We start from the raw sequence: 24,393 nt of genomic DNA, 5'->3' as shown, positions 1-24,393 counted from the left end.
TGTCTCCCCCGTGATGACGCCGACAGTATGTTCGCTGTTCGTACATTTCGCTGTTCGTACATGAAGATGCTCGGCGGCGGTGAGGCGTTGCGGCGGACGCCGAGCTTGTGGGTACGGCATACGGAAGCACCAGCTCCCAGGGGGAGCTGGTGCTTTGTGTTCGCGCCGTCGCTCAGGGCCGCGACGCGGCCAGCGCGAGCCGGGCCACCTTGACGGCGGAGGCGGGGTTCTGCCCGGTCACCAGGCGGCCGTCGGCGACGGCGTGCTCGGTGAAGTCCGGGGCCTTGGAGAACTTCGCGCCCCGCCGCGTCAGCGTGGTCTCCAGCGGGAACGGCACCACGCCGGTCAGTCCGACGGCCGCCTCCTCGTCGTCGGTGAACGACGAGACCTGTTTGCCCTCGACGAGGTGGGTCCCGTCGGAGAGCCGCAGATCGACCAGCCCGGCCGGCCCGTGGCACACCGCCGCCACCACGCCGCCGCGCTCGTACACCCGGGCGCCGAGCGCGGCCAGGGCGGTGTCGTGGGGGAAGTCCCACATGGCGCCGTGCCCGCCGGCGTAGTAGAGGATGTCCACCGATCCGGCGTCCACCGCGTCCGCGGTGGGGGTCTCGCTCAGCGCGCGCCGCGTCGCGGGGTCGGCGAGGAAACCGGCGACGACGGTGTCGTCCGGCTTCACCCCGTCCCGGGGCGGCGCGCCGCCCTGCACCGAGACGAAGCCGATCTCGCAGCCCGCCTCCGCGAACACCCTGGCCGGATGGGCCACTTCCGGTACGTAGAAGCCCGTGGCGCGACCCGTGTCGCCCAGCCTCCCATGGCTGGTGAGGGCGAACAGAACCTTGACGGTCATGACAGTGCGCTTCCTCTCGCTCGCGTTCCCGATGGCCGTGGCGGGCGTCATGCCGAAAGCCCGGCCAGTTCCGGCAGATAGACGCGGGGCACGCGCCGCCGCAGCGACTTCCGTACGTCGTCGGCGGTGTGATAGCCCCAGTAGGCCCACAGGGCGCGGGCGCCGGTGTCCCGCACCTGGAGGGCGTTGCGCAGGTTGTCGTCGACGAATGTGGCGTGCTCGGGCCGCAGCCCGTCCTCGGCGACCAGCTCCAGCACCGCGGCGCGCTTGTCGGAGCACTCGCCCACCACCGACACCACGGCACGGTCGAGGCCGTGGTGGGCGAGGATCTCCCACACGGACGCCTCGTCCTTCGCGGTGACGATGCCGGTGCGCCCCGAGTGCCGCTCCAGCAGGCCGCGGATCCCGGGGTACAGCCGGTGCATCCCCAGCCACTCGGCGCGGTGCCGGCGGCGCAGTTCCGCCCGGAGCGCGGTGGCCCCCGCGACCAGCCGCTCCCGCCGGTCGGCCGGGATGTCGTCGAACAGGGCGGTGAACTCCTCCTGGCCCCCGAGGCGTTCGCTGCGGGGGTCGAGGGCCACCATGAAGTGGTCCAGCAGCCGGGAGTGCGGGCGCACGGCCCGGAACCGGTCGAGGAACGCCGGGGCGAGCCCGGCGGCCAGCTCGGCCGGGGACTTCGCGGCGGTGGCCGCGGCGCCGTCCCCGGCGTGGCGGGTGACGACCGCGCACTCCTCGAAGGCGTCGCAGACGACGCCGTCGAAGTCGAGTATCAGCATGGCTGTGCTCCTTCGTGGGCGCGCGGGGACGGGCGGGGGTTCCGGGACGGAACGGCTCGCCCGTCCCCGCGCCTGCGGTGGGCCCGCACGCTCAGGGCGCCACCGGCTCGGGAGTCGCCGTACGGTTCCGTACGGTCTCGAGGACGGCCTGCATGAAGCGGCCGACGTAGCCGTAGTAGGAGCAGGTGACGATGTGGCCGTCCACCACCACGTCGCCGTCCACGACATGGGCGCCCGCGTTGACGACGTCGTCCCGCAGCCCGATGTAGGCGCACGCCTTGCGGCCCCTGAGCACCCCGGCGCTGACCATGATCCACGGGCCGTGGCAGAGCCCCGCGACGACCTTCCCCGCGGCGTCCATGCCCCGGACGAAGTCCAGCACCCGCGCGTCCTGGCGCACCCGGTCCGGGGCCTCGTGGCCGCCGGTGAGGATGACCGCGTCGTACCCGGCCACGTCTAGCTGGTCGAAGGAGACGAGCGGCTTGGCGGTCTTGTCCATGGGCAGCGGCACCCCGTACTTGCCGGTGACCTCGCCGCCGTCCCTGGTGGCGACGTCCGCGTGCCAGCCCTCCTCCAGGAGGCGGTAGTAGGTGTAGACGACGTCGTGGTCCTGGAATCCCGGACCGGTGACGATCACCGCGCGATAAGTCATGACGGATCCTTTCTCCTGTTCGTTCATGACGTGTGCGTTCATGCCGTGGTGGCGAGCGCGAGGCTCAGGTAGTACTCGTCGACGGCCGGCCGCCGGTTGTCGCCGCGGGCCGGCGCGAGGATCCCCAGCTCCCCGGTGACCACTCCGGTCAGTCCCAGCGGGATGTGGAAGAGGTCCTCCGGGCGGGGCCGGTAGAAGATGTCCATGCCCGCCCGGATCTCGAACCGGAAGCCGCCGCAGGGCGAGCGGTCGCGCATCCGGGCCTCGGGCAGATACGGCACCGGGCGGACGGGCAGCTCCGCCAGTTCCCGGTGCTCGGACTCGTAACCGCTGTTCTCCCGGCTGTACCCGTCGCGCAGCCGGATCAGGTCGAACTTGTTGCGGGGCGCCTCGACCTCGACGAGGAAGAGCGGGCCGGGCCCGAGCGAGCGCGTGGAGTGGAACGCCCCGCCGCCGATCCTCAGCAGGGTGCCGACGCCGACCGGATACTCCGCGGAGAGGGTCCTGGCGACGCCCTGCCCACCCAGGCAGAGCAGATAGGTCAGCTTGCGCGGATGGACGTGCAGCGAAGTGGCGTGCCCCTCCTCGATCCGCAGATTCCATACGTCGAGGAAGTCGTCGACGAACACCCGGTATTCCAGGCCCCAGGGCTTGGGAATGACCTCGTTCAGATGCTCGTCCGCGTCCAGCCGCTCGTTTCCCACCCGGCTTCCCTTGCGGACCACTTCACGGAGCACCGCGAAGTCGCGCGGGCCCGGATCGATCCGCACCACTAGGTTTTCCGCGACGTCGACGGGTATGACGTCATTACTCGGTACGGGCATTGTCTCCCCCTCTTGCGTGCAATCCCCGCGGCCCCCGGGAAACCGTCCCCGAACCCCCTCGTCCGGCGGGCCGACGCACTGACGCTATACCGTCCGGGAAGGCGGGCCAAATAGTTCTCCATGCACCCCCGATAAGGAATCCTTTCGTCCGGGATCCCCGATACGGATTGCGTCATTTCCTCTTATGGGCGGCCCCGGTTCCGTTATTTGCCGGGGCGTCCGGGGCGCTGATTCACTCTTCTGCGTTCACCGCGCGCAGTGCCGCGCGAACGAATCCGAGGGGGAAATCGCCATGACGACGGGGACACGGGAGACGGCGGAGGAAGTACGTCCGGGCGCGGGCGGCGGTGTCGTCCGCTCCATCGCGGTGCTCGGCTACGAGAAGTGCAGCGAGCAGGACACCATCACCCCGCTGGAGATCTTCAAGGGCGCCGCGATGGTGACCTCCGGCGGCATCGCGCCCTGGCAGCGCGAAGCGGCGCCCCGGGAGCTGGACGTCCGCCTGGTGGGGCTGACACCGGGGGTGGTGACCATGCAGATGGGCACCCAGGTGGTCGCGGACTCCGTCCTCGACCCGGACGAACTGTTCGACATCCTCTACGTGCCCGGCGGCGTCGGCTCCGGGGAGCTCACCTCCGACGAGCGGGTACTGAAACTGATCCGCCGTCACCACGAGGCGGGCCGGGTCGTGGCCGCCAACTGCTCCGGCGTCGGCGTGCTCGCCCGCGCCGGCGTCCTGGACGACTCGCCCGTCACCTGCGTCGCCGCCGTGGCCCGCGGACTGCGGGCCGAGGGCTTCAACGTGCCGGCCGGCCGCCGGATGTGGATCGGCAACCCCGGCACCGGCATCTGGACGTCCACCGGCTCGTACGGGGTGCACGGCGGCGCCGTCGCCATGGTGGCGCACTACCTGGGCCGGGAGACCGGGACGATCGTGTCGATGATGTTCGACACCCTCAGCGGGCTGGGCGACGTCATCTTCGAGGAGGTCGGCCCGGAGTTCTACCAACACCCCGAACTCGAGCAGTCCTTCCAGGACTACTTCCAGGACATGCTGCTGCCCCGCGTCGCCGAGGAGCCGTCCGCCGGCGCCCCGGCCGGCCGCGAGGGACGCCGGTGAGCCCGCGTTCGGTCGTCACCGCCGCCGGACCGCCCGGGGCCGCCGTACGCACCGGGCCCGGCATCCGCACCACGCCCCCGGCCCTGCGCGACCTGGACTGGATCCGGGGCGCCCTCCAGACCGCGGTGGCCCTCGAACACGCCACCATGCCGCTGTACTCGGCCGCCATGTACTCGCTGGAGGTGCAGAACTACCCCTCCTACAACACCATCCGCAGCGTCCTGATGGAGGAGATGGTCCACATGGCCATCGCCGCCAACATGCTCGCCGCGCTGGGCGGTTCACCGGACATCAAGGGCCTCGGGCCCCGCTACCCGGCACCGGGCGGCGGCCTGCCCGGCGGGGTGATGCCGGACCTCACCCCGGTCCTCGCCCGGCTCTCCGCCCGCCAGCTGGACGACTTCCTGCGGATCGAGGCCCCCGCCCGCCTCCTCTCCGAACGCGAGCGGCGCTCCGCCTACCCCACCATCGGCCACTTCTACGACGCCCTGCGCCAGGCCGTCACCGCCAACGCCGACCGGGTGCGCCGGGCCGTACGGGCCGGGGGACCGGCCAACCAGGTCGGCGGCAACCTCGGCTACCCCACCTTCGGCCCGGACGACCCCGCCGACCCCGTCGAGCGGTTCCTCCACGGCATCGACATCATCACCCACCAGGGAGAGGGCGAGCACGAGCACACCATCGAGGCGGGCGGCACCTATCAGCACGAGGGCTCGCACTACGCCCGGTTCGCCGAGCTCCGCCACCGGCGCCGCTACCGCGCCCCCGACCCGGCGCGGCCGCTCACCCGGGACACCGAGGCGGACTTCTTCCGGGGTGAGGAGATCCCCTGGCCGGTCGTCATCAACACCCTCGCCGTCCCGGCCGACGGCTACGCGGCCGTGCTCGCCGAGGACCCGGACGGCCCGGCCGCGCAGCTGGAACTGGACGCCTTCGACGCCGCGTACACCGCGATGATGACGGCCCTGGACCGCGCCTGGAACGGCCCCGCCGAGACCTGGTGGCCCGCCCTGGGCGCCGCGGTGGAGCGGATGAACGACATGCGGGTGCTGTCCTGCTTCAACGTCATGCGGCAGCCGGTCCCGGAGGCGGTCGTGGAGCGGCTGGAAATCCTCTACCCGGGGGAGCACAAGCTGCTGGCGGACCGCACCGATCTCGGCCGGCCGGTGTTCTACGGGCCCAGGTTTCAGAACAACGCCGCCCGTAACAACGCCGCCCGCAACAACGCCGTCCGTAACAACTCTGCCCTCTGATGAAGGAGTTGAGTGAGAATGCGGCCATGACGGACACCACCGCACCGAACGGGCCCGAGGGTCCCGTCACTCTGATCACCGGCGGCTCGACCGGCATCGGCGCCGCCACCGTGCTCCGGCTGCTGGGGGCCGGCCACCGGGTCGCGGCCACCGGCCGGGACGCCGACAGGCTCGCCGCGCTCGCCGGGCGGGCGGCCGCCGGGGACCGTCTGCTCACCCTGCCCGGCGACGCCGGCGACCACGAGGCCGTCGCCTCGGCGGTCGCGGCGACGGCCGAGCGGTTCGGCAGGCTCGACCACGCCGTCGCCAACGCCGGGTTCTCCACCCACGACACCGTCGCCGACGGCGACCCGGCCGGCTGGCGGGACATGGTGCTCGCCAACGTCCTGGGACCGGCGCTGCTGGTGAACGCCGCCCTGCCGGCCCTGCGCGAGACCCGTGGGCGGATCGTCCTCATCGGCAGCGTCGCCGGGGTGAAGAACACCCCGGGCAATATGTACTCCGTCACCAAGTGGGCCGTGCACGCCCTCGCGGAGAACACCCGGATGCAGGTCACCGCGGACGGCGTCGGCGTCAGCCTGATCGCCCCCGGCAGGGTCGAGACGCCCTTCTGGGACAGCCGCCCCGGCGGCACCCGCCCGCCCGGCCCGGCCCTCTCCGCCGAGTCGATCGCGGAATGCGTCGCCTGGGTGCTGTCCCAGCCCGAGGGAACGGACGTCAACCAGGTCCTGGTACGGCCACTGGGCCAGCCCAACTGACCCGGGCACGCCGGGAGCCACGTAGGCGCCCTGGCGTCACTCCTCCCTCCGCCCTACCTTGACGGCGATGGGCACATCCCATCGAACGGCTTGCCATCTCCTCGTCCGAGGACGTCAGACAAGAGGTAAGTCCCGTGCTCCCTCGCCGTGGACGCAACAGACACATCCTTCACACCCGTCGCTTACGGCGCCTGGGCATCGTCGCCGCGCTCCTCGGTGCCCTGGCCGCCGTGGCCCCCGGAGCCGCCCGGGCCACCCCCGACGCCACCGCCCGGGCGAGAACGCCCCTCGTCCAGCCGGTCGACCCGCAGCACTGGCGCAACCCCGACGACATGACCTGGGCCGAATACCGCCCCGTACCCGGCACCGACTGGGCGAACCCCGGCGTCAAACCCACCCGGCGCACCTTCAAGGGCGCCCTCGTCCTCCTCGACTACCCCGACGAGGAGTTCGCCGTCACCCGGCCCGCCGGGTCGAACGTCTTCGGCAACCCCCAGCCCACCGCCGCCGGCATCCCGCGCGCGCAAGTGCCCCGCTTCTACCAGGACTTCCTCAACAAACCCGGGACGCTCAACCACGGCCACACCATCAACGAGTACTGGATGGAGGACTCCGGCGGCCGCCTCGGCGTCGACCTCACCGCCTTCGGCGTCTACCGCATGCCCGGCAAGTCCCACGAGTACGGCATCGACACCGGCATGAACCCCGGCGCCTGCCCCAGGAGCGACACCTGCGGCAAGGACATCCGCGCCGACGGCAAGAACGCCTGGGTCACCGACGTCGGCGCCGACAGGGCCGCCGAATTCGACTTCGTCTTCTACCTCGGCGCCGGCGAGGACGAGTCCGCCACCTGGCAGGAATTCGGCCAGATGAGGTTCGCCGGGCCAGGCGACGTCCCGCCCGCCTGGGGGCCGCCGTCGCCCGTCCCCGGCGGGGGCAACGCCGCCCGGACCCGCTACGTTCCCTGGACGTCCTGGCAGGCGGCCGCCCGCATGTGGCCCAACGCCGAGAACGGCTCCTCCACCCAGGCCGAGAGCTCCGGCATGGCCACCTACGCCCATGAACTCAGCCACATCCTGGGCATCGGCGACAACTACAACAACCCCTACGGCACCCCGCTGAGCCGCGCCTACACCGGCATCTGGGGCATGCTCTCCCGGGGCACCTTCAACGGCCCCGGCGGACCGCACACCCGCTGGAAGATACCCGCGACCGGCGGCGGCTCGATGGGCGCGCAGCACGTGCTGCGCGACAAACTCAAGCTCGGCATCGTCGACGAGAAGAACGTGCTGCGCCTCGACCGCGACGCCCTCAAGGACTCCGGCCCCGTCGTCGCCCGCGTCACCGCCCGCTCCGCGCCGCCCGGCGACAAGGGGCTCACGGGGGTCAACATCACCATGCGCGGCGATCTGTCCCCGTCCTGCGACCGCGCCACCGACCCGCTGTGCGACGGCGGCGGCTACGACAACTACACCGTCGAGGTCGTCGACCGCATGGGCATGGACTCCTTCACGCCCGACAGCGGCGTGCTCCTGAGCAAGACCAAGAACGCCGACCGCGCGCCCTTCGCCTGGGTGGTCGACGCCCACCCCGAGGACATCGGCATGGTGGACTTCACCCGCCCCGACGGCACCCAGCAGAAGATCACCATGGGGGACTACCGCCAGCTCAGCGACGCCCCCTTCCACGCGGGCGCCGACTCGGGCAGCTCCTACGAGTACGTCGACCGGGCCAACCGGCTGCACTTCTACATCGTCGACGTCCGGCGAGACGCCTCCGGCGTCCTGTCCTACACCGTGGGCGTCAGGTCCCTGGACGGCGCCGGGACGGCCCGGACGCGCGGCGTGGCCCTCGGCCGGGGCGCGCCGAAGGGCAGGCCGGCCGGCGGCCGGGCGCTGTGCACGTTCGCCCTGGCCAACACCGGCCGGGCCGCGCCCCAGGACGACCCGTACCGCGCCTCCGACATCTACCGGCTCTCCGCCACGGCCTCCGGACGCGGCTGGTCCGCCTGGCTCCCCAACCGTCTCGCCACCGCGGCCCCCGGCGCCCGGGTCCCCGTCGACGTCGCCGTGAGCGCGGCGGCGGGCGCCGACCGGAACGGCAAGGTCACCCTGACCGCGCGCTCGGAGAGCGACCCGGACAGGACGGCCACGGCCACCTGCTCGCTCAAGAAGTAGGGGACTTGGTCCAGACCTATTGACGCCGGTCGTGGGCTCTCCTACCGTGCGGTCGACCCCACCGCACCAGTCTCCAGGCCCCCACAGCCCCGGAGGTGGACATGTCGCGCGCACTGTTCCGGAGAGCCCTGCCACTGGCCGCCTGTGCGGCCCTGGCCCTCGCACCGCAAGCGCCGGTCGCGGCCACCGCGACCGGCGCCCCGCGCGACGACACGTGCGCGCTCAAGCCGAGACCCGCGGGGAAGGTGCTCCAGGGGTACTGGGAGAACTGGGACGGCGCCGCCAACGGCGTCCACCCGCCCTTCGGCTGGACCCCCGTCGACGACCCCCGTCTCCCCGCCCACGGCCACAACGTGCTCAACGCGGCGTTCCCCGTCATCCGCGCGGACGGCACCGCCCTCTGGGAGGACGGGATGGACGCGACCGTCAAGGTCCCCACCCCGGCCGAGATGTGCCGGGCCAAGGCGGCCGGGCAGACGGTCCTGCTGTCCATCGGCGGCGCGGCGGCGGGCATCGACCTGAGCTCCGCCGCCGTCGCCGACCGGTTCGTCGAGACGATCGTCCCCCTGCTCAAGACGTACAACTTCGACGGCATCGACATGGACATCGAGACCGGTCTCGTCGGCAGCGGGGACATCAACCGGCTCTCGCCCTCCCAGACCAATCTGATCCGTATCATCGACGGGGTGCTCGCCCGGATGCCCCAGGGCTTCGGACTCACCATGGCGCCGGAGACGGCCTACGTCACCGGAGGTAGCGTCACCTACGGCTCGATCTGGGGCGCGTACCTGCCGGTCGTGAAGAAGTACGTGGACGACGGCCGTCTCTGGTGGCTGAACATGCAGTACTACAACGGCAGTAACTACGGCTGCTCCGGCGACTCCTACTCCGCCGGGACGGTCGAGGGGTTCACCGCCCAGACCGACTGCCTGAACAGTGGACTCGTCGTCCAGGGCACCACGGTCAGGGTCCCGTACGACAAGCAGGTCCCGGGGCTCCCGGCCCAGCCGGGCGCGGGCGGCGGCCATATGTCCCCCGACCTGGTGGCCCGCGCGTGGAACACCTACGGCGGCGCCCTGAAGGGCCTGATGACCTGGTCGGTCAACTGGGACGGGGCGCGGAACTGGACCTTCGGCGACAACGTCAAGGCTCTCCAGGGACGTTGAGACGCGGACCGGGAACGGACCGGCACCTGCCTCCGGCGAGCCGCCTACGGAATATGCCGCCCGCCTTGTGGCCGAAGGTGTCGTAGCGCCGTAGCCCGGGCGAACAAAGTTGCCGAGGTTGAGTCAGCCGCCTCACGGAAAGTGTGTGACCGTGGCTCAGGTTCATCACCATCGCGGCGGCCGGCCGATTCCGGCGTACGAGGCGCGGAGCGCGGGCGCGCGGAGCGAGAAGCCCGGGGCTCCCTGTCGCCGGATGTAGCTGTGCGCCCCTGAGGCGCGTGAGCCCCCCGTGAGGGTGATTGCTCTCCGGGGCTCAGAGGTGTGAGGTGTGACGGTCCCCGGTCCACCACCGAGACAGGCCCTGCGTACGTTCCCGGCACCCGGGCGGCAACAGCCGGCGGAGCCCGGGTGAGCGGCAAGGAGGCACCGCATGTCAGGAGTGGTCAGTACGACTCCCGCCGTGGCCCGGCCGGCCACGGCCCGGCCGATACCCCAGCACGTGGGCATCATCATGGACGGCAACCGGCGCTGGGCGCGGGCCCGGGGGCTCGACCCCGTCGAGGGCTACCGGGAGGGCGCGCGCCGGCTCGGCGAGGTGTGCGAATGGGCCGAGCAGGCCGGGCTCACCGCGCTGACCTTATGGGGGCTGTCGACCGACAACCTGAAGCGGTCCGACCAGGAACTGTCCGGACTGCTCCCGCTGATCGGCGAGACCATCGAGGAACTGGCCGCCCTCCGGCGCTGGCCCGTCAACCCCATCGGCGACCTCATGGCCCTGCCGGGCCATCTGCGCGCCGCCATGGAACGGGCCCGCGACGCCAGCCACCGGGCACCCGGCATGACCGTGAACGTCGCGGTCGCCTACGACGGCCGCCGGGAGATCGCCCACGCCGTACGCCAGATCCTGTGCGCCGGCACGATACCGCCGGCCGACGCCGACGACCCCGCGGGCAACTGGCAGCACCTGATTGCCGAACACCTCTACACCCGCAACCAGCCCGACCCCGACCTGATCATCCGGACCTCGGGGGAGCAGCGGCTCTCCGGCTTCCTGCTCTGGCAGACCGCCGCCTCCGAGTTCTACTTCTGCGACGTCCCTTGGCCTTCCTTCACCCGTGACGAATTCGACCTGGCCCTGGACTCGTACGCGTCGCGGCACCGGCGCTACGGCTTGTGAACACCCCGCCCGGCACGGGCGAAAGGAGGTCGGCTACAACACAGGGATGACCTTTGCGACACCGTCCCTCGCCCCGACGACCCTCTCCGCGAAGGGCCTGCTCCTGCGGCCCTTCCGGGAGAGCGACGAGCCCGCCGTCGCCGAAGCGCTGCGCGACGCGGACATCCTCCGCTGGGCGACCGGCTCCGCCACCGTCCGGGCGCCCGTCCCCGAGCGCGCCGCCGTGTGGCTGGGGCTGCGCATGGCCGGGTGGGCGACGGGGGACGCCTGGTTCGCCATCACCGACGAGGCGACGGGAGAGTTCCACGGGGCGCTGGGCGTCCGTGAGGTCAACCGGCTTCCGGACCAGGCGGTCGTCGGCTACTGGGTCACGCCGCGCTCCCGGGGCCGGGGCGCGGCCCGGACCGCCCTCGACACGGCGGCCGGCTGGGCCCTCGCCGCCCCCGGGGACGGCGGGCTCGGCGTCCACCGGATCTCGCTCGACCACGCGCGGTCCAACGTCGCCTCGTGCCGGGTGGCGGCCGCCGCCGGCTTCCGCCTGGAGGGTGTGATGCGGGACTTCGTCAAGGAGCCCTCCGGGCGGCGCCACGACGCCCATCTGCACGCCCGGCTGGCGACCGACCACCCCGAGTAACATCCGCACATGGATGCGAGCGCCGATTTCGACCCCTGGTCCCCCCGGTTCGTCGCCGACCCCTATCCCGGATTCGAAAGGCTGCGCGCGGCGGGGCGCGCGCACTGGTTCGAGCCCAGCCGGCAGTGGCTGGTGCCCCGGCACGCCGACGTCTCGGCGCTGCTCCGCGACCGGCGGCTGGGGCGCAGCTATCTGCACCGGTTCACCCACGAGGAGTTCGGGCGGACGCCGCCGCCCCCCGAGCACGAGCCCTTCCACACCCTCAACGACCAGGGCCTGCTGGACCTGGAACCACCCGACCACACCAGGATCCGGCGCCTGGTGTCGCAGGCCTTCACCCCGCGCACGGTCGAACGGCTCGCGCCGGTCGTCCGGCGGCTGGCCCGCGAACTGGTCGACGGCCTCCTCGCCGAGGGCGGCGGCGATCTGATGGCGACGCTGGCCGAGCCCCTGCCGGTGGCCGTCATCGCCGAGATGCTGGGGCTCCCCGCGGCCGACCGTGGTCTGCTGCGCCCCTGGTCGGCGGACATCTGCGGGATGTACGAGCTGAACCCCGGCGAGGAGACGGCGCGGCGCGCGGTACGGGCCTCGACCGAGTTCTCCGCGTACTTGCGGGAACTGATCGCCGCCCGCCGCGCCGACCCCGGCGAGGACCTGATCAGTGCGCTGATCGTCGCCCATGACGAGGGGGACCGGCTGACGGAGCAGGAGATGGTCTCCACCTGTGTCCTGCTCCTCAACGCCGGTCACGAGGCCACCGTCAACACCACCGGAAACGGCTGGTGGACCCTCTTCCGCCATCCGGAGCAACTCGCGGCCCTGCGCGCCGACCATGGGCTGCTGCCGGGGGCGATCGAAGAGCTGATGCGCTACGACACGCCGCTCCAGCTCTTCGAACGGTGGGTGCTCGACGACATCGAGATCGGCGGCACGGTCATCCCGCGCGGCAGCGAGGTGGCCCTGCTCCTCGGCTCCGCCAACCACGACCCGGCCCGGTTCGCCGCGCCGGACCGGCTGGACCTCACCCGCGCCGACAACCCCCACCTCACCTTCGGCGCGGGCATCCACTACTGCCTGGGCGCGCCGCTCGCCCGGCTCGAACTCGCGGCGTCCTTCGGCGAACTGCTGCGGCGGGCACCGGGCCTGCGGCTCGTGGCGGAGCCCGAGTGGAGACCGGGCTTTGTCATCCGGGGACTCCGGGAGCTGCTGGTGGAATGCTGAGCCACCGGGTCGGGCTCAGTCGCGGGGGCCGATCACCCGCCCGTCCTCGACGACGGTGATGGCCCCCGCCGGGCAGGAGTCGGCCGCGTCGAGGAGCTCCTCGTCCGGCCCGCACTCCCCGTCCGGCCCGTGCGACCGCTCGCCGTCCATCGTGAACCGCTCCGGCGCCAGGGCCGTACAGATCCCCGAGCCCATGCACCGGACGCGGTCCACCGTCACCCGCCAGGCCATCGCCCTCACCACCCCACCGGCATCGAACGCGGCCCCCGGACCAGCATCTCCGTCTTCCAGCCGATCTCCCCGGCGACATGGACGCCGGGCAGCCGCAGAGCCAGGGCCCGCAGCGCCTCCTGGAGCTCCAGACGGGCCAGGGGCGCGCCCAGGCAGTGGTGGACGCCATGGCCGAAGCCCAGGTGCTGATTGCCCTCCCGGCCCAGGTCGAGGCTGTCGGGGGAGTCGAACCGCCGCGCGTCGCGGTTGGCGGAGCCCACGGCCACCAGGACCGGCTCGCCCGCCCGCACCAGCGTGCCGCCCACCTCGACGTCCTCGGTGGCGTACCGGGCGAAGCCCGCGGCCATGCCCAGGGGGACGAAACGCATCAGCTCCTCCACCGCGGCCGGGACCCGCTCCGGGTCCTCGCCCAGCCGCGCCAGCTCACCGGGGTGCTCCAGGAGCGTCAGCAGGAAGTTGGGGATCTGGGTGGCGGTCGTCTCGTGACCGGCGACCAGGATGCCCACGCACAGGTCCACCAGCTCCAGTTCGGAGAGCCGGCCGGTGCCGTCCCGCGCCTCGATGAGAGCCGTCATCAGGTCGTCGGCGGGCCGGGCGCGGTGCTCTGCGACCAGCCCGGCCATATAGGCCCGCAGCTCGTCCCGGCTCGCCTCCCACTCCTCGGCGGTGAGCGAACTGGTCGACAGCGCGTCGTCGCTCCACTTGCGGAAGAGCGGCCGGTCCTCCTCCGGCACGCCGAGCATCCGGCAGATCACGGCGACCGGGAGCGGCAGCGCGAAGTGCTCCACCAGGTCGGCGGGCGGGCCCGCCGCGACCATGTCGTCCAGCAGACCCTCGGCCAGGGCGCGGATGCCCGGCCGCAGCCGCTCCACACGCTGCACGGTGAACGCCTTGGTCACCAGGGTGCGCAGCCGGGTGTGGTCGGGCGGGTCCATGGACAGGAGACCGGCGTCGCTCCGGCCCTCCGACTGGCGGGGCGCGTCGTGCTCCTGGGCGGCGGCCCGGCTGAACCGGCGGTCGCCCAGGACGAGCCGGGCGTCCGCGTACCGGGTCGCGAGCCAGGCCGGCTCGCCGTAGGGCAACCGCACCCGCAGCAGGCCTTCTTCGTGCCGCGCCCGCTCGTAGGCCGTGGACAGGGCGAGGCCCTCGGCGTTGTTGAAGGGATAGACGACGGGTTCGTCGTGGGAGGTGGACATGAGACCCCTCTTCGCGATGTAAGCATCTGCTTACAAAAACGTAGGGCGGAGTGGGTAGCGCGTCAACGGTGCCTTCGGCCAGGGTTGTCGGACCCGCCGGGGATCACCGTGCGGTCTCATGGGGACTCGTTGGGGAGGAGAACCGGGGGATGACCGAGGAAAAGCCCGTACGACGACGTCACGCCGACACCACCCGGCAGGCGCTGATCGACGCCGCGGCCGGGCTGTTCGCCGAGCGGGGGTACGAACGGACCACCGTCCGAGCGATCGCCGACCGCGCCGGCGTCAACCAGGCCCTGCTCTTCAGGTACTTCGGCTCCAAGACCGCCCTCTTCGGCGAGGTCATGGCCAACGACGGACGCAGACGGCTGCGGGAGACCCCGCCCGAACGGCTGCTGGAGTCGGCCCTGCGCGGGCTGCTCGCCCCCGGCGACGCCCCCCACGGGGACCGCTCCCTGGAGGTCTTCCTGCGCTCCGCCGGGGGCGACGACGAAGTGGCCGAGACCAGCCGGAGCCTGGGCGAGGAGTACACCCGGGCCCTGGCCCGGCTCACCGGCGAGGAGGACGCCGAGCTGCGCGCGGCCCTCGTCCTCGCCTGGCTGCTCGGCATCGGGCTCACCCGGCTGGTCGTACGCCAGGAGCCACTGGCCGGCGCCGACCCGGAACGGGTGAGCCGGCTGATGCTCGACGCCTCCCGGACCCTGCTGGAGGGGCTGGCCTGACCTCGGGCCCGCGTGCCACCATCCATCATGCGGCGTTACGACGTGGTGGTGGTCGGCAGCGGCCACAACGCCCTGGTCACGGCGGCATATCTGGCCCGGGCGGGCCGGGGCGTCGTCGTCCTCGAAGGAAACGACCGGCCCGGCGGGCTCGTACGCACCGAAGAGCTCACCGTCCCCGGCTTCCTCCACGACACCTACTCCTCCGCGCACCCCCTGTTCACCACCGGCCCCGCCTACGCCGAACTGGGCCCCGAGCTCACCGCCCTCGGCCTCACCTACCGCAACTCCCGTTACTGCGTAGGCGTGTCGATGCCCGGCGCGCGGACGGCCGTGCTGTCCACGGACCCCGAGGAGAACGTGGCCGAGGCCGAGCGCCTAGCCCCCGGCGACGGCGCCGCCCTGACCGCCCTGCTCAAGGACTTCCAGCCGCACGCCGGGCCGGTGTTCGGGCTGTTCGCGGCGGAGCTCGACAGCCCCGGCTCCGCCCGCGTCATCCACGACCTGATGCACGACGACGGGCACTGCTCCACCTTCGCCCAGCAGTTCCTGCGCACCGCCCGGGACCTGCTGGAACACACCTTCGCCTCACCGGTCGCGCACGGCCTGCTCGCGCCCTGGGCCCTCCACCTGGGCCGCGGCCCCGACGAGGTCAACAGCTCCTTCTGGACCGTCATGGTGCTCCTCGCCGTCACCTCCGCCGGCATGCCCACCCCCGAAGGCGGCAGCGAACGCCTCGCCCAGGCCCTCGCCGCCCTGACCGAACGGCACGGCGGCCGGATCGAGACCGGCCGCCGGGTGGAACGGATCCTCGTCGAGAACGGCCGCGCCGTGGGCGTCCGCACGGCCGACGGCGAGGTCGTACGCGCCGCCGAGGCCGTCGTCGCCTCCGTCAACCCCGACCAGCTCTACCTCCGGCTGCTCGCCCACGAGGACGGCGTCGTCCCGCCCCTCATCCGGCGGCAGGCGGGCGACTACCGCTACGGGCGCGGCTGTGTACAGATCCACCTGGCCCTCTCCGAACCGCCCCGCTTCGCCGACGAACGCCTCGCCAGGACCGGCCAGTCCCACCTCACCGGCGGCCTCGACGCCCTCTCCCGCTCCGTCAACGAGGCCACCCGCGGCCTCCTCCCCGCGGAACCCACCATCTCCATCGACACCCCCGCCGCGGCGGACCCCACCCGCTGCCCACCGGGCGCGGCCGTGGCCAGACTGCAACTGCTCGACGTCCCGCTGCGCCTGCGGGGCGACGCGGCGGGCGAGATCGACACGGCCGGCGGCTGGACCGACGACGTCAAGGACGCCTTCGCCGACCGCGTCCTCGCACTCGCCGCCCGCCACGCCCCCAACCTGCCCGGCGCCGTCCTCGGCCGCCACGTCATCGCACCGCCCGACCTGGCCCGCTTCAACCCCAACTGCGGCCCCGGCGACCCCTACGGCGGCAGCCACGAACTCGCCCAGAGCTACCTCCTGCGCCCCCTCCCCGGCCAGCCCTCCCACCGGACCGTCGTCCCCAACCTCTTCATGGTCGGGGCCGCTACCTGGCCCGGCCACGGCGTCAACGGCGGCTCCGGCTACATCGTCGCCAAGGAGCTGACCGGCCCCGCGCGGCCCTGAAGGCGCCCCCGCCCCGGGAGTGTCGCCAGGCCCCCTATGGCGAGCGCCTACCCGTGGATCTGCACACACGCGTGCCCGTGCGGCGCGAGGCCGCCCTCGTCGAGCTTCCGCCACCCGTCGACGCAGATCCACGTGCGGTCCGGCACCGTCCGGCCCAGCGCGATCCCGTACAGCTGGCCGGGCCGCCAGTGCCGCAGCGCGCTCTTGCCGTCCAGACCGCCGCCGTACATGTGGAACAGGCCGAGGAAGTCACCGTCCGGCGCGGGTGTGGCCGACGCCCGCAACACGTACCGGCCCTTCGCGTCCACCGTGAGGCACGACTGCCCACCGCACGACGTCGCCGCGAACGCCGTCGGCCCGGTGGCGAGGAGCAAGGTCAGGGTGCCCACCGCGCTCACGGCCGCCCGCAGCGCCCAACGCGTCCTCGCCGCCAACCACTTCATCACAGCTCCGCCCTTCGTTCGCCGGTGTGCGACGAGCCTGCCAGCCCACCCGGCCCCGGCCTGCCGCACGCTCGCGCCGACCGCCGATATCACCCGAACGGAGACCCTCTACGGTGGGGCGATGACCGACTCCCTGCTGCTCTGCGCCGACCCGCTCCGCCCCGCCCGCAGCGACCCGCACTTCGCCGCGCAGGCCGCCGCCGCCCGCGCGGCCGGCGCGACGGTGGCGCTGCTCGACCACGACGCGCTGCTCGCGGGCCGCGCCGACGAGGCCGTACGGCGCGTACCCCGGGACATCGGACCACTGTGGTACCGGGGTTGGATGATCCCCGCCACCGCCTACGCCGGGCTGGAGACCGCGCTCGCCGCGCGCGGCGCCCTCCTGCGCACCGGCGCCGAGCGCTACCGCACCGCCCACGAGCTGCCCGGCTGGTACGGCACGTTCACGACGGTGACACCGGCGAGCACCTGGCTGCCCTGCGCCCCCTTCCGGGCACCGGGACCGGCGGCGCTGGCGGAGGCCGCCGCCCGCCTCCCTCAGGGTCCCGGCATCGTGAAGGACTTCGTGAAGTCCCGCAAACACGACTGGGAGCGGGCCTGCCACGTGCCCGACCTCGCCGACACGACGGCGCTCCACGCGGTGGTGTCCCGGTTCGTGGAGCTCCAGGAGGACTCCCTGGCCGGAGGCGTCGTCCTGCGCGCCTTCGAGGAACTGCGCCGCGAGGAGGGCGAGGCACGGGTGTGGTGGCTCGACGGGCTCCCGCTGCTGACCACCGCCCACCCGGACACCCCCGGCCTGACACCGATGCCCGGCCTCGGCGAGGTCGCGCCGCTGGTGGCCGCGCTCGGGTGCCGGTTCGTCACCACCGACCTCGCCCGGCGGGCCGACGGCGCCTGGCGGGTGATCGAGGTCGGCGACGGCCAGGTCGGCGACCTGCCCGCCGGGACCGACCCCTCGGCGCTGCTGGGACCGCTGCTGAACGCGGGGTGAACCTCAACGCGCCTTCTGCGACCGTGCCGCCTCGGGGCGCAGGTCGCCGAGGGCCAGCCGGTGGCGGGGCGGGCCGGGAAGGACGATCCGGCCGGTGGCGGCCAGACCCGGCCCGACGTGGAGGAGCTCACCGCTCTCCAGCGGCCGCCAGCCGGGGTTGTCGTCCATGGGCTCGCTGGCGACGACCACGGCCGGGGCCTCGCTGAGGTCGTGCGAGTGGACGCGCAGCCGGCCGCCGGTGCCGCTGTGGTCCAGGTGCCGGCTGCCGTGGTGACCGCCCGCCGCGCGCTCCAGCACATACAGCTCGTGGGTGTCGGGATAGCGCAGCGCCCACAGCTCGTCCCGCGTGGTGAGGACGAGGTTGAGGGAGAAGACGGGCAGCTCGTCGGCGATCCACCGGGCGGCCCCCACGATGCCCGCCGTGACGTCGCCGCCGTGCGCGGCGGTCTCACGGGTGATCAGGGCGAAGAACCGCTCGGAGTCGGTGTCCCCGCGCACCGTGGCCCGGGCCGCCGGGCCCAGGCGGGCGTCGAGCGCGTCGAGTCCCTCGATGACGCCGTTGTGGGCGAACAGCCGCCCGTCCTGCTCGAACGGATGGGTGTTGCGCGTCTCCAGCCGCCCGGTCGAGGCGAACCGGATGTGGGCGAGGAACGTCGCCGACTCCACCTGCCGCGCCTCCTCGGCGAAGGCCCGGTCCGCGTAGGCGGCCACGGGGGCCTTGCGCACCTGCGGCGCCCCCGCCGCGTCGAAGAACCCCAGGCCCGTCCCGTCGGGATCGCGACGGCTCTGGACATTGAGGCTGTCGGGCGCGTCCAGCAGCCAGAACGTGGCCCGGGTACGGAGCGGAGTGCTGCTCATGCCGAACAGACGGCACATGGCCCGGTCCCCCTCTCCCCGTAGGTCCCGCCGGCTGACACCGCGTCGCCGCGTCGCAACATCGCCGCGTCGCCGTGTCCAGCATCGTCGCGCCGCGTGTACGCCGACAGTCGGTATCCGGCTGCGTTCCGCCCGGATCAGGGCCGCCGGGGGAAGGATGGGGGGATGACCGACATCAGGGACGACTTCCTGTCCATGGCCCGTGTCGCCGCGGGCCTGTTGCGCGAGCCGGCGGTCGCCATGGCCTGGGACCGGCCGAGCTCCCTGCCGGAGTTCGCGGTGGGCGGCCTGGCCGGGCATCTGGCCTACCAGGTCCTCGCCGTCCCCGGGATCCTGGGCACGCCGGTGCCCCGGGAGCCGGTCGTATCGCTCCTGGAGCACTACGCGCGCGTGGAGTGGGCCGGCGCCGCCCTCGACGCCGACATCAACGTCCGCATCCGGCGGTCCGGCGAGCGGGAGGCCGCCGCGGGGCCCGAGGCGCTGGCGGCCCGTGTCGACGCCGCCGTCGGGGAACTGACCGCCCGGCTGCCGGCGGAGCCGGACCGGGCGGTGCGCATCCCCTTCTGGGGGCCGTGGTCGCTGACGCTCGACGACCTGCTCGTCACCCGCATGATGGAGCTCGCGGTGCACTGCGACGACCTGGCGGTCGGCGTCGGCGTCCCCACGCCCCGCTTCCCGGACGGAGCCCTGGCACGGGTCCTCGGGCTGCTGTCCGCTCTGGCCGTGCGCCGGCACGGCCAGAGCGCCGTCCTGCGGGCCTTGAGCCGCGCCGAGCGAGCCCCGGCCAGCATCGCCGCGTTCTGAGCCTCTCAGAACGCGGCGGCCCGACGCTCAGGCCATGCCGAAGAGCTGCGTCCAGTACGTACCGGCCGGGCCGCCGCCCGCGTAGCCCACGCCGAGGTGGGTGAAGCCGGGCTTGAGGATGTTCGCGCGGTGGCCGGGGCTGTCCATCCAGCCCTGGACGACCTCGGCGGGGGAGCGCTGACCGCACGCGATGTTCTCACCGATGCCCCGGTGGCCCGCCCCGGCGGCCGCAGCCCGGTCCCAGGGCTCGGTGCCCTCGGGGGAGGTGTGGGAGTAGAAGCCGCGCGTGGCCATGTCCGTGCTGTACGCCTGGGCCGCCGCGGCCAGCCGCGCGTCGGCGGCCAGCGGCGGAAGACCGGCGGTGGCCCGTTCGGCGTTGGTGAGCGCCAGGACCTCAGCCACCGTGCGCGCCAGGCTCTCGTCGGTGAGCGGCGCGGCCCAGAGCGCCGTCCAGTACGTGTCACCCGAAGCGGCGACGGCGTGGGCGATGCCCACATGGGTGAAGGCCGGGTCGTGCGCCGGATGACCGGTTCGCGCCCGGCCCTCGGCGAGGCAGTAGTCCAGGAACGCGTCGACGGTACGCGGCCCGGACACCAGGTGCTCCGCCATCCGCACGTACGCGTAGCCACCGGCGGTGACCCGCTGGAAGACCGATGCCCCGTCAGGGCCCGTGGCGTCCAGGCGCCGCTGGGCGGCCATGGCCGTCGCGTGCGCCCGGGCCGCCGCCACGAGGCGGGCGTCCGAGGTCAGCGGGGGTGCGCCGGCGCGCGAGCGTACGGCGTTGACCAGCGCCGTCGTGGCGGGATCGGCGTCCGGTGCGGCGTCGCCCTCCGCCACCGCGACGCCGAAGTCGCGGACCAGGCCCGCCAGCCCGTCGGCGTACCCCTGGCCGAGCGCGCGCAGCTTCCACTGCGGCCCGCGCCGGTAGATCTCGGCGAGCAGCAGCACCGTCTCGTGGACCGGCCGCGCGGGCGCGAACCGGGCGAGCGCGCCCCGCCCGTCGGCGGCGACGCACAGGACGGGCGCGGGCAGCCCGCCGAGCACGGCACCGGGCTCGGCGGGGGTGACGACCACGGTGACCCGGGTCGCGCCGGCCCTCAGCCGCCGCGGGTCGAGGGCGAGCCCGCCGGGCGCCAGACGGGCGCCGGGGGCGGTGGGCTGGTTGTAGAAGACGAAGTCGCCGTCGCCGGAGACCTTGCCGTCGTCCCCGGTGATCAGCGCCGATATGTCGAACGGGCCGGGCACCTGGACCGACACCGGGCCGTCCGGCAGCGGAAGGTTCCCTCCGGAAGTCAGATCGCGCACCGGTTCCGCCCGTCGTGAGGGAGACGGGCTCCCACCCGCCCCGGATCGAGGTATGTGCTGAGAGGAACGCCCGGCGGACGGCGAGGGTTCCCCGCCGGACGATCAGAGCTCGACGAGCGCCTGCACCGGCAGGTGGTCGCTGGGGAAGCGGCCGTCGTCGGAGAACGTGTTGATGGCGGCGCCGAGGGTGCGCACGGCGGGCGAGGTGAGGATCCAGTCGATACGGTCGCCGTCGGGCACCAGTGGCTTGTAGCCGTGGAAGGTGGCGTACTGGGGGCCGCGTTCGTCGGCGGTGTCCCAGCTGTCGGCCAGCGCGCCGCCGGCCAGCATCGCGTCGTAGACGGGGTTGCGATGGGCGGCGACGTTGAAATCGCCGGTCACCAGGCGGGGGAGGGCCGGGTCCGGCTCCCTGAGCCGGCGGGTGATCAGTTCCGCGCTGCGCTCGCGTGAGTACTGGTGGGCGTGGTCGAGGTGGGTGTTGAGGGCGAGGAACTCCGTGCCCGTGCGCAGATCGGCGAAGTGCACCCAGGTCGCCATCCGCACCACGGTGTTGCCCCAGGTGGCCGAGCCGATGAGAGCGGGGGTGTCCGACAGCCAGAAGTGGTCGTACTCGAGGGGAACGAGCCGTTCGGCGTCGTAGAAGACGGCTGCGAACTCGTCGTGGCTGCCCCCGAGGCGGCCCAGTCCGATCCAGGCGTGGCCGAGGTCCTCGGCGATGTCGCGCAGCTGCCCGTGCAGCCCCTCCTGCGTGCCCAGCAGATGGGGGCGTTCCTCGCGCAGCAGCCGGCGCATCACCGGCCGGCGCTGCGACCAGGGGTGCGGATCGCTCTCGGAGGCGTAGCGGAGATTGAAGGACATCACCCGAAGCGCGTGCGACACGTGTGAGGTCACGGTTCCGGTGTTCCCCGGCCGGGCCGCCCGTAACCACGCGGCCCTGCCGGGCGCTCACCGGGCCGGCTCTTTCACGAAGCGGCCGCTTCCTTCACGAAGCACTGGATGTAGGCGTCGCCGCTGGTGCCGTGGGTGTACTCGGTGGAGTCGTACGCCACATACGGGTGACGCTCCACCCGGATCGCGCGGAAGTGCGGGGTGTACTGCCACCGCAGCTCGGGGCGGGTGCTGAAGAAGGGGATGAACGCCCCGCCGGGCCGCAGCACCCGCACCACCTCCGGCATGGTCCGGCGCCACAGCGCCTCGTCCTTCCACACCTCCATCTCCAGGGCCGGGTCGAAGAGCATCCCGTCGACGCTCTCCGAGGGCAGCTCGAAGATCCGCTGGAAGAAGTCGCCGCGCTCGACGGTGAGGTTGTCGGGTGGCTCGGGGTGGCGGGCGCGGAAGAGGTCCTCGACCTCGCCGTAGAGCTCCAGGACGGTGTGACGGCGGGTGGCGGGATTGCCCGCGATGCGCAGGGCCGACAGGCCGAGACCCAGGCCGACCTCGTAGAAGTCGTGGCCGTACGCGCAGAGCATGTCGGCGCTCGCCCACATCAGGTCGCGTTCCCAGGCCTGCATGGCCTGTTCGCCGCCGATGCTCAGGGTCACCTCGCCGTCGTGCTCGACGAGTTCGATCGCGGGCCCGTTCGCGTTCCGTTCCATGAACAACCGTCCTTCGCGGGAGGTGACGGGAGGTGACGGGAGATGATCGGTGGGCACTCAGGCCCGGGGCGGTACCACTCCGAAGTGCCGCCGGGCGGTGGAGACGGCGAGGTCCTGCACGGCGAAGACCGTGAAGTAGTAGGCCTGGGGCGCCGTCGAGGGCGCGAAGCGCACCCGGAAGACGACGTCCTCGACCCGGCCGGGGACGGCCCGGACCTTGGTCGTGGCCGGTTCCACCGTGGTGTCCTCGCGCAGATAGGTGGGGACGAACAGACCCAGGCGGACGGGCCCGGGGCGCGCGGCCGTCAGCGCGGCCCGCACCTCCAGCACCCCGCCCCGCTCGGCCTCGTCGGCGGCGTGGGCCAGCAGCGAGGGCGCGTCGGGCACCCGGAAGGTGACGTCGCCGCAGCGCATGCAGACCACGCACGTGGTGTCCAGGACGTAGGGGAGGAGCCCGCGCCGGGTGAACTCCTGGGCGGGGCGGCCGCAGTGGCAGGTGACCTCGCGGACGTCCGGGTCGAGGGAGCTGCGGTCCCCGAAGTGCGCGGGGTAGTTCATGATCTCGTTCTCGGGGTTGGCGGCCACCAGCTCGGCGATGGCGTGGTCGAGGGACTGGAGGTCCGCCGAGAGCGAGCGGTGGATCTCCTCCCGCGACCGGTCGGCGAGATGGGTGGGCCGGGCCGCCCACAGGTCCACCTTGCGGGCGAGCTTGGTGAGGCGGGGACGCAGGGGGTGGTGGTGCGGCAGCAGGTCCGAGGCGAGCAGCGCGGTGAGCCTGCGCGAGGTGGTGAGGACGAGCGGGTCGGGCCGGTGATCGGCCGGGGCCGGCGCGGCGGGCGCCCGCCCGGGCGCCTCGGGCAGGCCGAAGCGCATGAACGCCGGATAGGGGTGCGAGCCCGCCAGGCTGGCGTTGAGGGCGTCCACCGAGTCCGCGCCGCGGGCGGCGGCCCGCATCCACGCCACGTTCTCCGGCCGGTCGGAGTCGTGGACGGACACGGCGGAGACGACCGTGCGGGCCGGCCCGTCCAGGGCGTTGAGCAGCAGCTGGTACTTGGGGTCGTAGAGCGCGAGGTCGGCGAGCGGGCCGCTGTTGCAGGCGCTGAGGACGAGCTCCACGGCCGCCACCCGGTGGAGGGGCACGAGCTTGTCCTCGGGCTTGTAGCAGGGCAGGCCGTAGGCGCAGCGGGGGCCGAGCAGCCCCGGCCGCGCGGGCACGGCCGGGTTCATGCCGCAGATGGTGAACTCGCCGAGGTTCACGCTGTCGTCCTTGCCGTGCCCCTGGAAGACGACCCGGCGCCAGCGGGTGCCGAGGATCTCGGCCTGGATGTCGACGCGTTCGAAATCGCGGTCGTCGAAGACCCGCACGCCCTCCGGAGGCGGCGGCCGGTCCGTGTCGGTGAACAGGCCGAGCGCCTCGACGCCCGGGTCCGGCGCGGCGTACTGCTTGGCGACGTTCCAGGCGACGGAGGCGCCGTCGCGGCCGCTCAGCACGGTCAGCCCGTGCTCCGCGCCGCGATAGGTGGCCAGCAGCAACTCCCGCACCGGGTCCAGGGTGAGCCGGTCGTAACAGCCCACGACCAGCAGGGTCCCGGGATGCCGCGCCGCGAACGGGCCGTCGCCGCCGGACACCTCCTCCTCGGCCACCCAGGTACGGGCGAGCGGCCGGGCCAGCTCCACCGTCCCCTCGGGCAGCTCCTTCTCCCCGAGCACGACCCCGACGTCCAGGGGGTGGGGGGAACACGGCCCGGCGTACAGCCCGGCCGCCAGCTCCACGCTCCGCTCCAGGTCCGCGCGGCCCTCGACCGGGACGGGCACGGCCGTGCCGCCCGGCGCGGCCAGGAACTCCCGTACCGCCTCGGGCAACTGCCCGAAGGAGACCGTACGGAAGAGGGCGGCGCCCGGCCGGGGGAGCTCCTGGCCGTGCGCGGGACCGGTGGCGACGGTGTTCATGACGGGTTACCTCGTGTTCTCGCGCTGACCTGGGAAGAGTGAGGACGGGACCTGGAGCCGG

Annotated in this window: 24 protein-coding genes; 12 read left to right on the top strand and 12 right to left on the bottom strand. The window is 73.1% G+C overall.

Going from position 1 to position 24,393, the window contains the following annotated elements:
• Positions 1-172 precede the first annotated feature (172 nt).
• From RM609_RS00665 to RM609_RS00650, 4 genes are all read right to left on the bottom strand, one after another.
• A complete protein-coding gene (locus RM609_RS00665) occupies positions 173-847 on the bottom strand; it encodes a type 1 glutamine amidotransferase domain-containing protein (protein WP_311606946.1) in 675 nt (224 codons plus the stop codon).
• A 47-nt stretch (positions 848-894) separates the two neighbouring features.
• The gene (locus RM609_RS00660; RefSeq protein WP_311606944.1) at positions 895-1,623 is read right to left on the bottom strand and encodes an HAD family hydrolase; all 729 of its coding nucleotides are present in this window, start codon (positions 1,621-1,623) and stop codon (positions 895-897) included.
• Between the two features lie 91 nt (positions 1,624-1,714).
• Positions 1,715-2,275 carry a DJ-1/PfpI family protein gene (locus tag RM609_RS00655; RefSeq protein WP_311606943.1) on the bottom strand — a complete coding sequence of 187 codons (561 nt, stop codon included), beginning with the start codon at positions 2,273-2,275 and terminating at the stop codon, positions 1,715-1,717.
• A 38-nt stretch (positions 2,276-2,313) separates the two neighbouring features.
• Positions 2,314-3,099 (bottom strand): cupin domain-containing protein, encoded by a 786-nt coding sequence (locus RM609_RS00650; RefSeq protein WP_311606941.1) that lies wholly within the window; start codon positions 3,097-3,099, stop codon positions 2,314-2,316.
• A 292-nt stretch (positions 3,100-3,391) separates the two neighbouring features.
• On the opposite strand from RM609_RS00650, the gene RM609_RS00645 reads away from it, so the two are divergent.
• The 8 genes from RM609_RS00645 to RM609_RS00610 all read left to right on the top strand — a co-directional run bounded on the left by RM609_RS00645 (position 3,392) and on the right by RM609_RS00610 (position 12,605).
• Positions 3,392-4,219 carry a DJ-1/PfpI family protein gene (locus tag RM609_RS00645; RefSeq protein WP_311606940.1) on the top strand — a complete coding sequence of 276 codons (828 nt, stop codon included), beginning with the start codon at positions 3,392-3,394 and terminating at the stop codon, positions 4,217-4,219.
• Positions 4,216-5,472 (top strand): ferritin-like domain-containing protein, encoded by a 1,257-nt coding sequence (locus tag RM609_RS00640; RefSeq protein WP_311606939.1) that lies wholly within the window; start codon positions 4,216-4,218, stop codon positions 5,470-5,472. The genes RM609_RS00645 and RM609_RS00640 overlap by 4 nt, the downstream gene beginning before the upstream one ends.
• 26 nt (positions 5,473-5,498) lie before the next feature.
• Positions 5,499-6,230: an SDR family oxidoreductase gene (locus RM609_RS00635; protein WP_311606937.1), complete on the top strand. Its 732-nt coding sequence runs from the start codon at positions 5,499-5,501 to the stop codon at positions 6,228-6,230.
• A gap of 134 nt (positions 6,231-6,364) precedes the next feature.
• On the top strand, positions 6,365-8,407 hold the full coding sequence (locus tag RM609_RS00630; protein ID WP_311606936.1) for a M6 family metalloprotease domain-containing protein: 2,043 nt from the start codon (positions 6,365-6,367) through the stop codon (positions 8,405-8,407).
• 101 nt (positions 8,408-8,508) lie between these two features.
• Positions 8,509-9,573 carry a chitinase gene (locus RM609_RS00625; protein ID WP_311606934.1) on the top strand — a complete coding sequence of 355 codons (1,065 nt, stop codon included), beginning with the start codon at positions 8,509-8,511 and terminating at the stop codon, positions 9,571-9,573.
• Between the two features lie 430 nt (positions 9,574-10,003).
• A complete protein-coding gene (gene uppS / locus RM609_RS00620; protein ID WP_311606933.1) occupies positions 10,004-10,750 on the top strand; it encodes a polyprenyl diphosphate synthase in 747 nt (248 codons plus the stop codon).
• A gap of 46 nt (positions 10,751-10,796) precedes the next feature.
• Positions 10,797-11,384, top strand: coding sequence for a GNAT family N-acetyltransferase (locus RM609_RS00615; protein ID WP_311606932.1), 588 nt, complete (start codon positions 10,797-10,799; stop codon positions 11,382-11,384).
• A gap of 9 nt (positions 11,385-11,393) precedes the next feature.
• Positions 11,394-12,605 (top strand): cytochrome P450, encoded by a 1,212-nt coding sequence (locus RM609_RS00610; RefSeq protein ID WP_311606931.1) that lies wholly within the window; start codon positions 11,394-11,396, stop codon positions 12,603-12,605.
• A gap of 15 nt (positions 12,606-12,620) precedes the next feature.
• Here RM609_RS00610 and RM609_RS00605 read toward each other — a convergent pair whose 3' ends face one another.
• Entirely contained in the window at positions 12,621-12,836 is a 216-nt protein-coding gene (locus RM609_RS00605) for a ferredoxin (RefSeq protein ID WP_311606929.1), read from the bottom strand.
• Between the two features lie 5 nt (positions 12,837-12,841).
• Positions 12,842-14,032 (bottom strand): cytochrome P450, encoded by a 1,191-nt coding sequence (locus RM609_RS00600; RefSeq protein WP_311606927.1) that lies wholly within the window; start codon positions 14,030-14,032, stop codon positions 12,842-12,844.
• 149 nt (positions 14,033-14,181) lie between these two features.
• On the opposite strand from RM609_RS00600, the gene RM609_RS00595 reads away from it, so the two are divergent.
• On the top strand, positions 14,182-14,754 hold the full coding sequence (locus RM609_RS00595) for a TetR/AcrR family transcriptional regulator (RefSeq protein ID WP_311606921.1): 573 nt from the start codon (positions 14,182-14,184) through the stop codon (positions 14,752-14,754).
• Positions 14,755-14,781: 27 nt separating this feature from the next.
• Positions 14,782-16,368, top strand: a complete 1,587-nt coding sequence (locus RM609_RS00590) for a phytoene desaturase family protein (RefSeq protein WP_311606920.1) — start codon at positions 14,782-14,784, stop codon at positions 16,366-16,368.
• A 47-nt stretch (positions 16,369-16,415) separates the two neighbouring features.
• Here the strand turns inward: RM609_RS00590 and RM609_RS00585 are convergent, their stop codons facing one another.
• Complete coding sequence (locus tag RM609_RS00585; RefSeq protein ID WP_311606918.1) at positions 16,416-16,811, bottom strand: hypothetical protein; 396 nt, start codon at positions 16,809-16,811, stop codon at positions 16,416-16,418.
• 121 nt (positions 16,812-16,932) lie between these two features.
• Between RM609_RS00585 and RM609_RS00580 the strand changes: the two genes are divergently transcribed.
• Positions 16,933-17,802, top strand: a complete 870-nt coding sequence (locus tag RM609_RS00580) for an ATP-grasp domain-containing protein (protein ID WP_311606917.1) — start codon at positions 16,933-16,935, stop codon at positions 17,800-17,802.
• Positions 17,803-17,805: 3 nt separating this feature from the next.
• On the opposite strand, the gene RM609_RS00575 is transcribed toward RM609_RS00580, so the two are convergent.
• A complete protein-coding gene (locus RM609_RS00575) occupies positions 17,806-18,678 on the bottom strand; it encodes a class II glutamine amidotransferase (protein ID WP_311606916.1) in 873 nt (290 codons plus the stop codon).
• A gap of 165 nt (positions 18,679-18,843) precedes the next feature.
• Between RM609_RS00575 and RM609_RS00570 the strand changes: the two genes are divergently transcribed.
• A complete protein-coding gene (locus tag RM609_RS00570) occupies positions 18,844-19,482 on the top strand; it encodes a maleylpyruvate isomerase N-terminal domain-containing protein (protein WP_311606914.1) in 639 nt (212 codons plus the stop codon).
• A gap of 27 nt (positions 19,483-19,509) precedes the next feature.
• On the opposite strand, the gene RM609_RS00565 is transcribed toward RM609_RS00570, so the two are convergent.
• The 4 genes from RM609_RS00565 to RM609_RS00550 all read right to left on the bottom strand — a co-directional run bounded on the left by RM609_RS00565 (position 19,510) and on the right by RM609_RS00550 (position 24,332).
• Entirely contained in the window at positions 19,510-20,787 is a 1,278-nt protein-coding gene (locus RM609_RS00565; RefSeq protein WP_311606913.1) for a CAP domain-containing protein, read from the bottom strand.
• Positions 20,788-20,889: 102 nt separating this feature from the next.
• Entirely contained in the window at positions 20,890-21,678 is a 789-nt protein-coding gene (locus RM609_RS00560; protein WP_438828360.1) for an endonuclease/exonuclease/phosphatase family protein, read from the bottom strand.
• Positions 21,679-21,749: 71 nt separating this feature from the next.
• Positions 21,750-22,382, bottom strand: a complete 633-nt coding sequence (locus RM609_RS00555) for a class I SAM-dependent methyltransferase (RefSeq protein WP_311606911.1) — start codon at positions 22,380-22,382, stop codon at positions 21,750-21,752.
• A 57-nt stretch (positions 22,383-22,439) separates the two neighbouring features.
• Positions 22,440-24,332, bottom strand: a complete 1,893-nt coding sequence (locus RM609_RS00550; RefSeq protein ID WP_311606910.1) for a hypothetical protein — start codon at positions 24,330-24,332, stop codon at positions 22,440-22,442.
• Positions 24,333-24,393 lie beyond the last annotated feature (61 nt).

The sequence above is a fragment of the Streptomyces hesseae genome, assembly GCF_031845785.1.
GTDB lineage: Bacteria > Actinomycetota > Actinomycetes > Streptomycetales > Streptomycetaceae > Streptomyces > Streptomyces hesseae.
Note: the sequence above shows the minus strand (reverse complement) of the source record. Positions and strands in the feature narration are given on the sequence as shown.

Excerpts from the sequence above, each read along its gene's own strand:
- RM609_RS00645 (WP_311606940.1), top strand. The coding sequence starts at position 3,392 with ATGACGACGGGGACACGGGAGACGGCGGAGGAAGTACGTCCGGGCGCG.
- RM609_RS00615 (WP_311606932.1), top strand. The coding sequence starts at position 10,797 with ATGACCTTTGCGACACCGTCCCTCGCCCCGACGACCCTCTCCGCGAAG.
- uppS (WP_311606933.1), top strand. The coding sequence starts at position 10,004 with ATGTCAGGAGTGGTCAGTACGACTCCCGCCGTGGCCCGGCCGGCCACG.
- RM609_RS00595 (WP_311606921.1), top strand. The coding sequence starts at position 14,182 with ATGACCGAGGAAAAGCCCGTACGACGACGTCACGCCGACACCACCCGG.
- RM609_RS00660 (WP_311606944.1), bottom strand. The coding sequence starts at position 1,623 with ATGCTGATACTCGACTTCGACGGCGTCGTCTGCGACGCCTTCGAGGAG.
- RM609_RS00590 (WP_311606920.1), top strand. The coding sequence starts at position 14,782 with ATGCGGCGTTACGACGTGGTGGTGGTCGGCAGCGGCCACAACGCCCTG.
- RM609_RS00665 (WP_311606946.1), bottom strand. The coding sequence starts at position 847 with ATGACCGTCAAGGTTCTGTTCGCCCTCACCAGCCATGGGAGGCTGGGC.
- RM609_RS00580 (WP_311606917.1), top strand. The coding sequence starts at position 16,933 with ATGACCGACTCCCTGCTGCTCTGCGCCGACCCGCTCCGCCCCGCCCGC.
- RM609_RS00555 (WP_311606911.1), bottom strand. The coding sequence starts at position 22,382 with ATGGAACGGAACGCGAACGGGCCCGCGATCGAACTCGTCGAGCACGAC.
- RM609_RS00625 (WP_311606934.1), top strand. The coding sequence starts at position 8,509 with ATGTCGCGCGCACTGTTCCGGAGAGCCCTGCCACTGGCCGCCTGTGCG.
- RM609_RS00550 (WP_311606910.1), bottom strand. The coding sequence starts at position 24,332 with ATGAACACCGTCGCCACCGGTCCCGCGCACGGCCAGGAGCTCCCCCGG.
- RM609_RS00570 (WP_311606914.1), top strand. The coding sequence starts at position 18,844 with ATGACCGACATCAGGGACGACTTCCTGTCCATGGCCCGTGTCGCCGCG.
- RM609_RS00605 (WP_311606929.1), bottom strand. The coding sequence starts at position 12,836 with ATGGCCTGGCGGGTGACGGTGGACCGCGTCCGGTGCATGGGCTCGGGG.
- RM609_RS00655 (WP_311606943.1), bottom strand. The coding sequence starts at position 2,275 with ATGACTTATCGCGCGGTGATCGTCACCGGTCCGGGATTCCAGGACCAC.
- RM609_RS00585 (WP_311606918.1), bottom strand. The coding sequence starts at position 16,811 with ATGAAGTGGTTGGCGGCGAGGACGCGTTGGGCGCTGCGGGCGGCCGTG.
- RM609_RS00635 (WP_311606937.1), top strand. The coding sequence starts at position 5,499 with ATGACGGACACCACCGCACCGAACGGGCCCGAGGGTCCCGTCACTCTG.
- RM609_RS00600 (WP_311606927.1), bottom strand. The coding sequence starts at position 14,032 with ATGTCCACCTCCCACGACGAACCCGTCGTCTATCCCTTCAACAACGCC.
- RM609_RS00575 (WP_311606916.1), bottom strand. The coding sequence starts at position 18,678 with ATGTGCCGTCTGTTCGGCATGAGCAGCACTCCGCTCCGTACCCGGGCC.
- RM609_RS00650 (WP_311606941.1), bottom strand. The coding sequence starts at position 3,099 with ATGCCCGTACCGAGTAATGACGTCATACCCGTCGACGTCGCGGAAAAC.
- RM609_RS00610 (WP_311606931.1), top strand. The coding sequence starts at position 11,394 with ATGGATGCGAGCGCCGATTTCGACCCCTGGTCCCCCCGGTTCGTCGCC.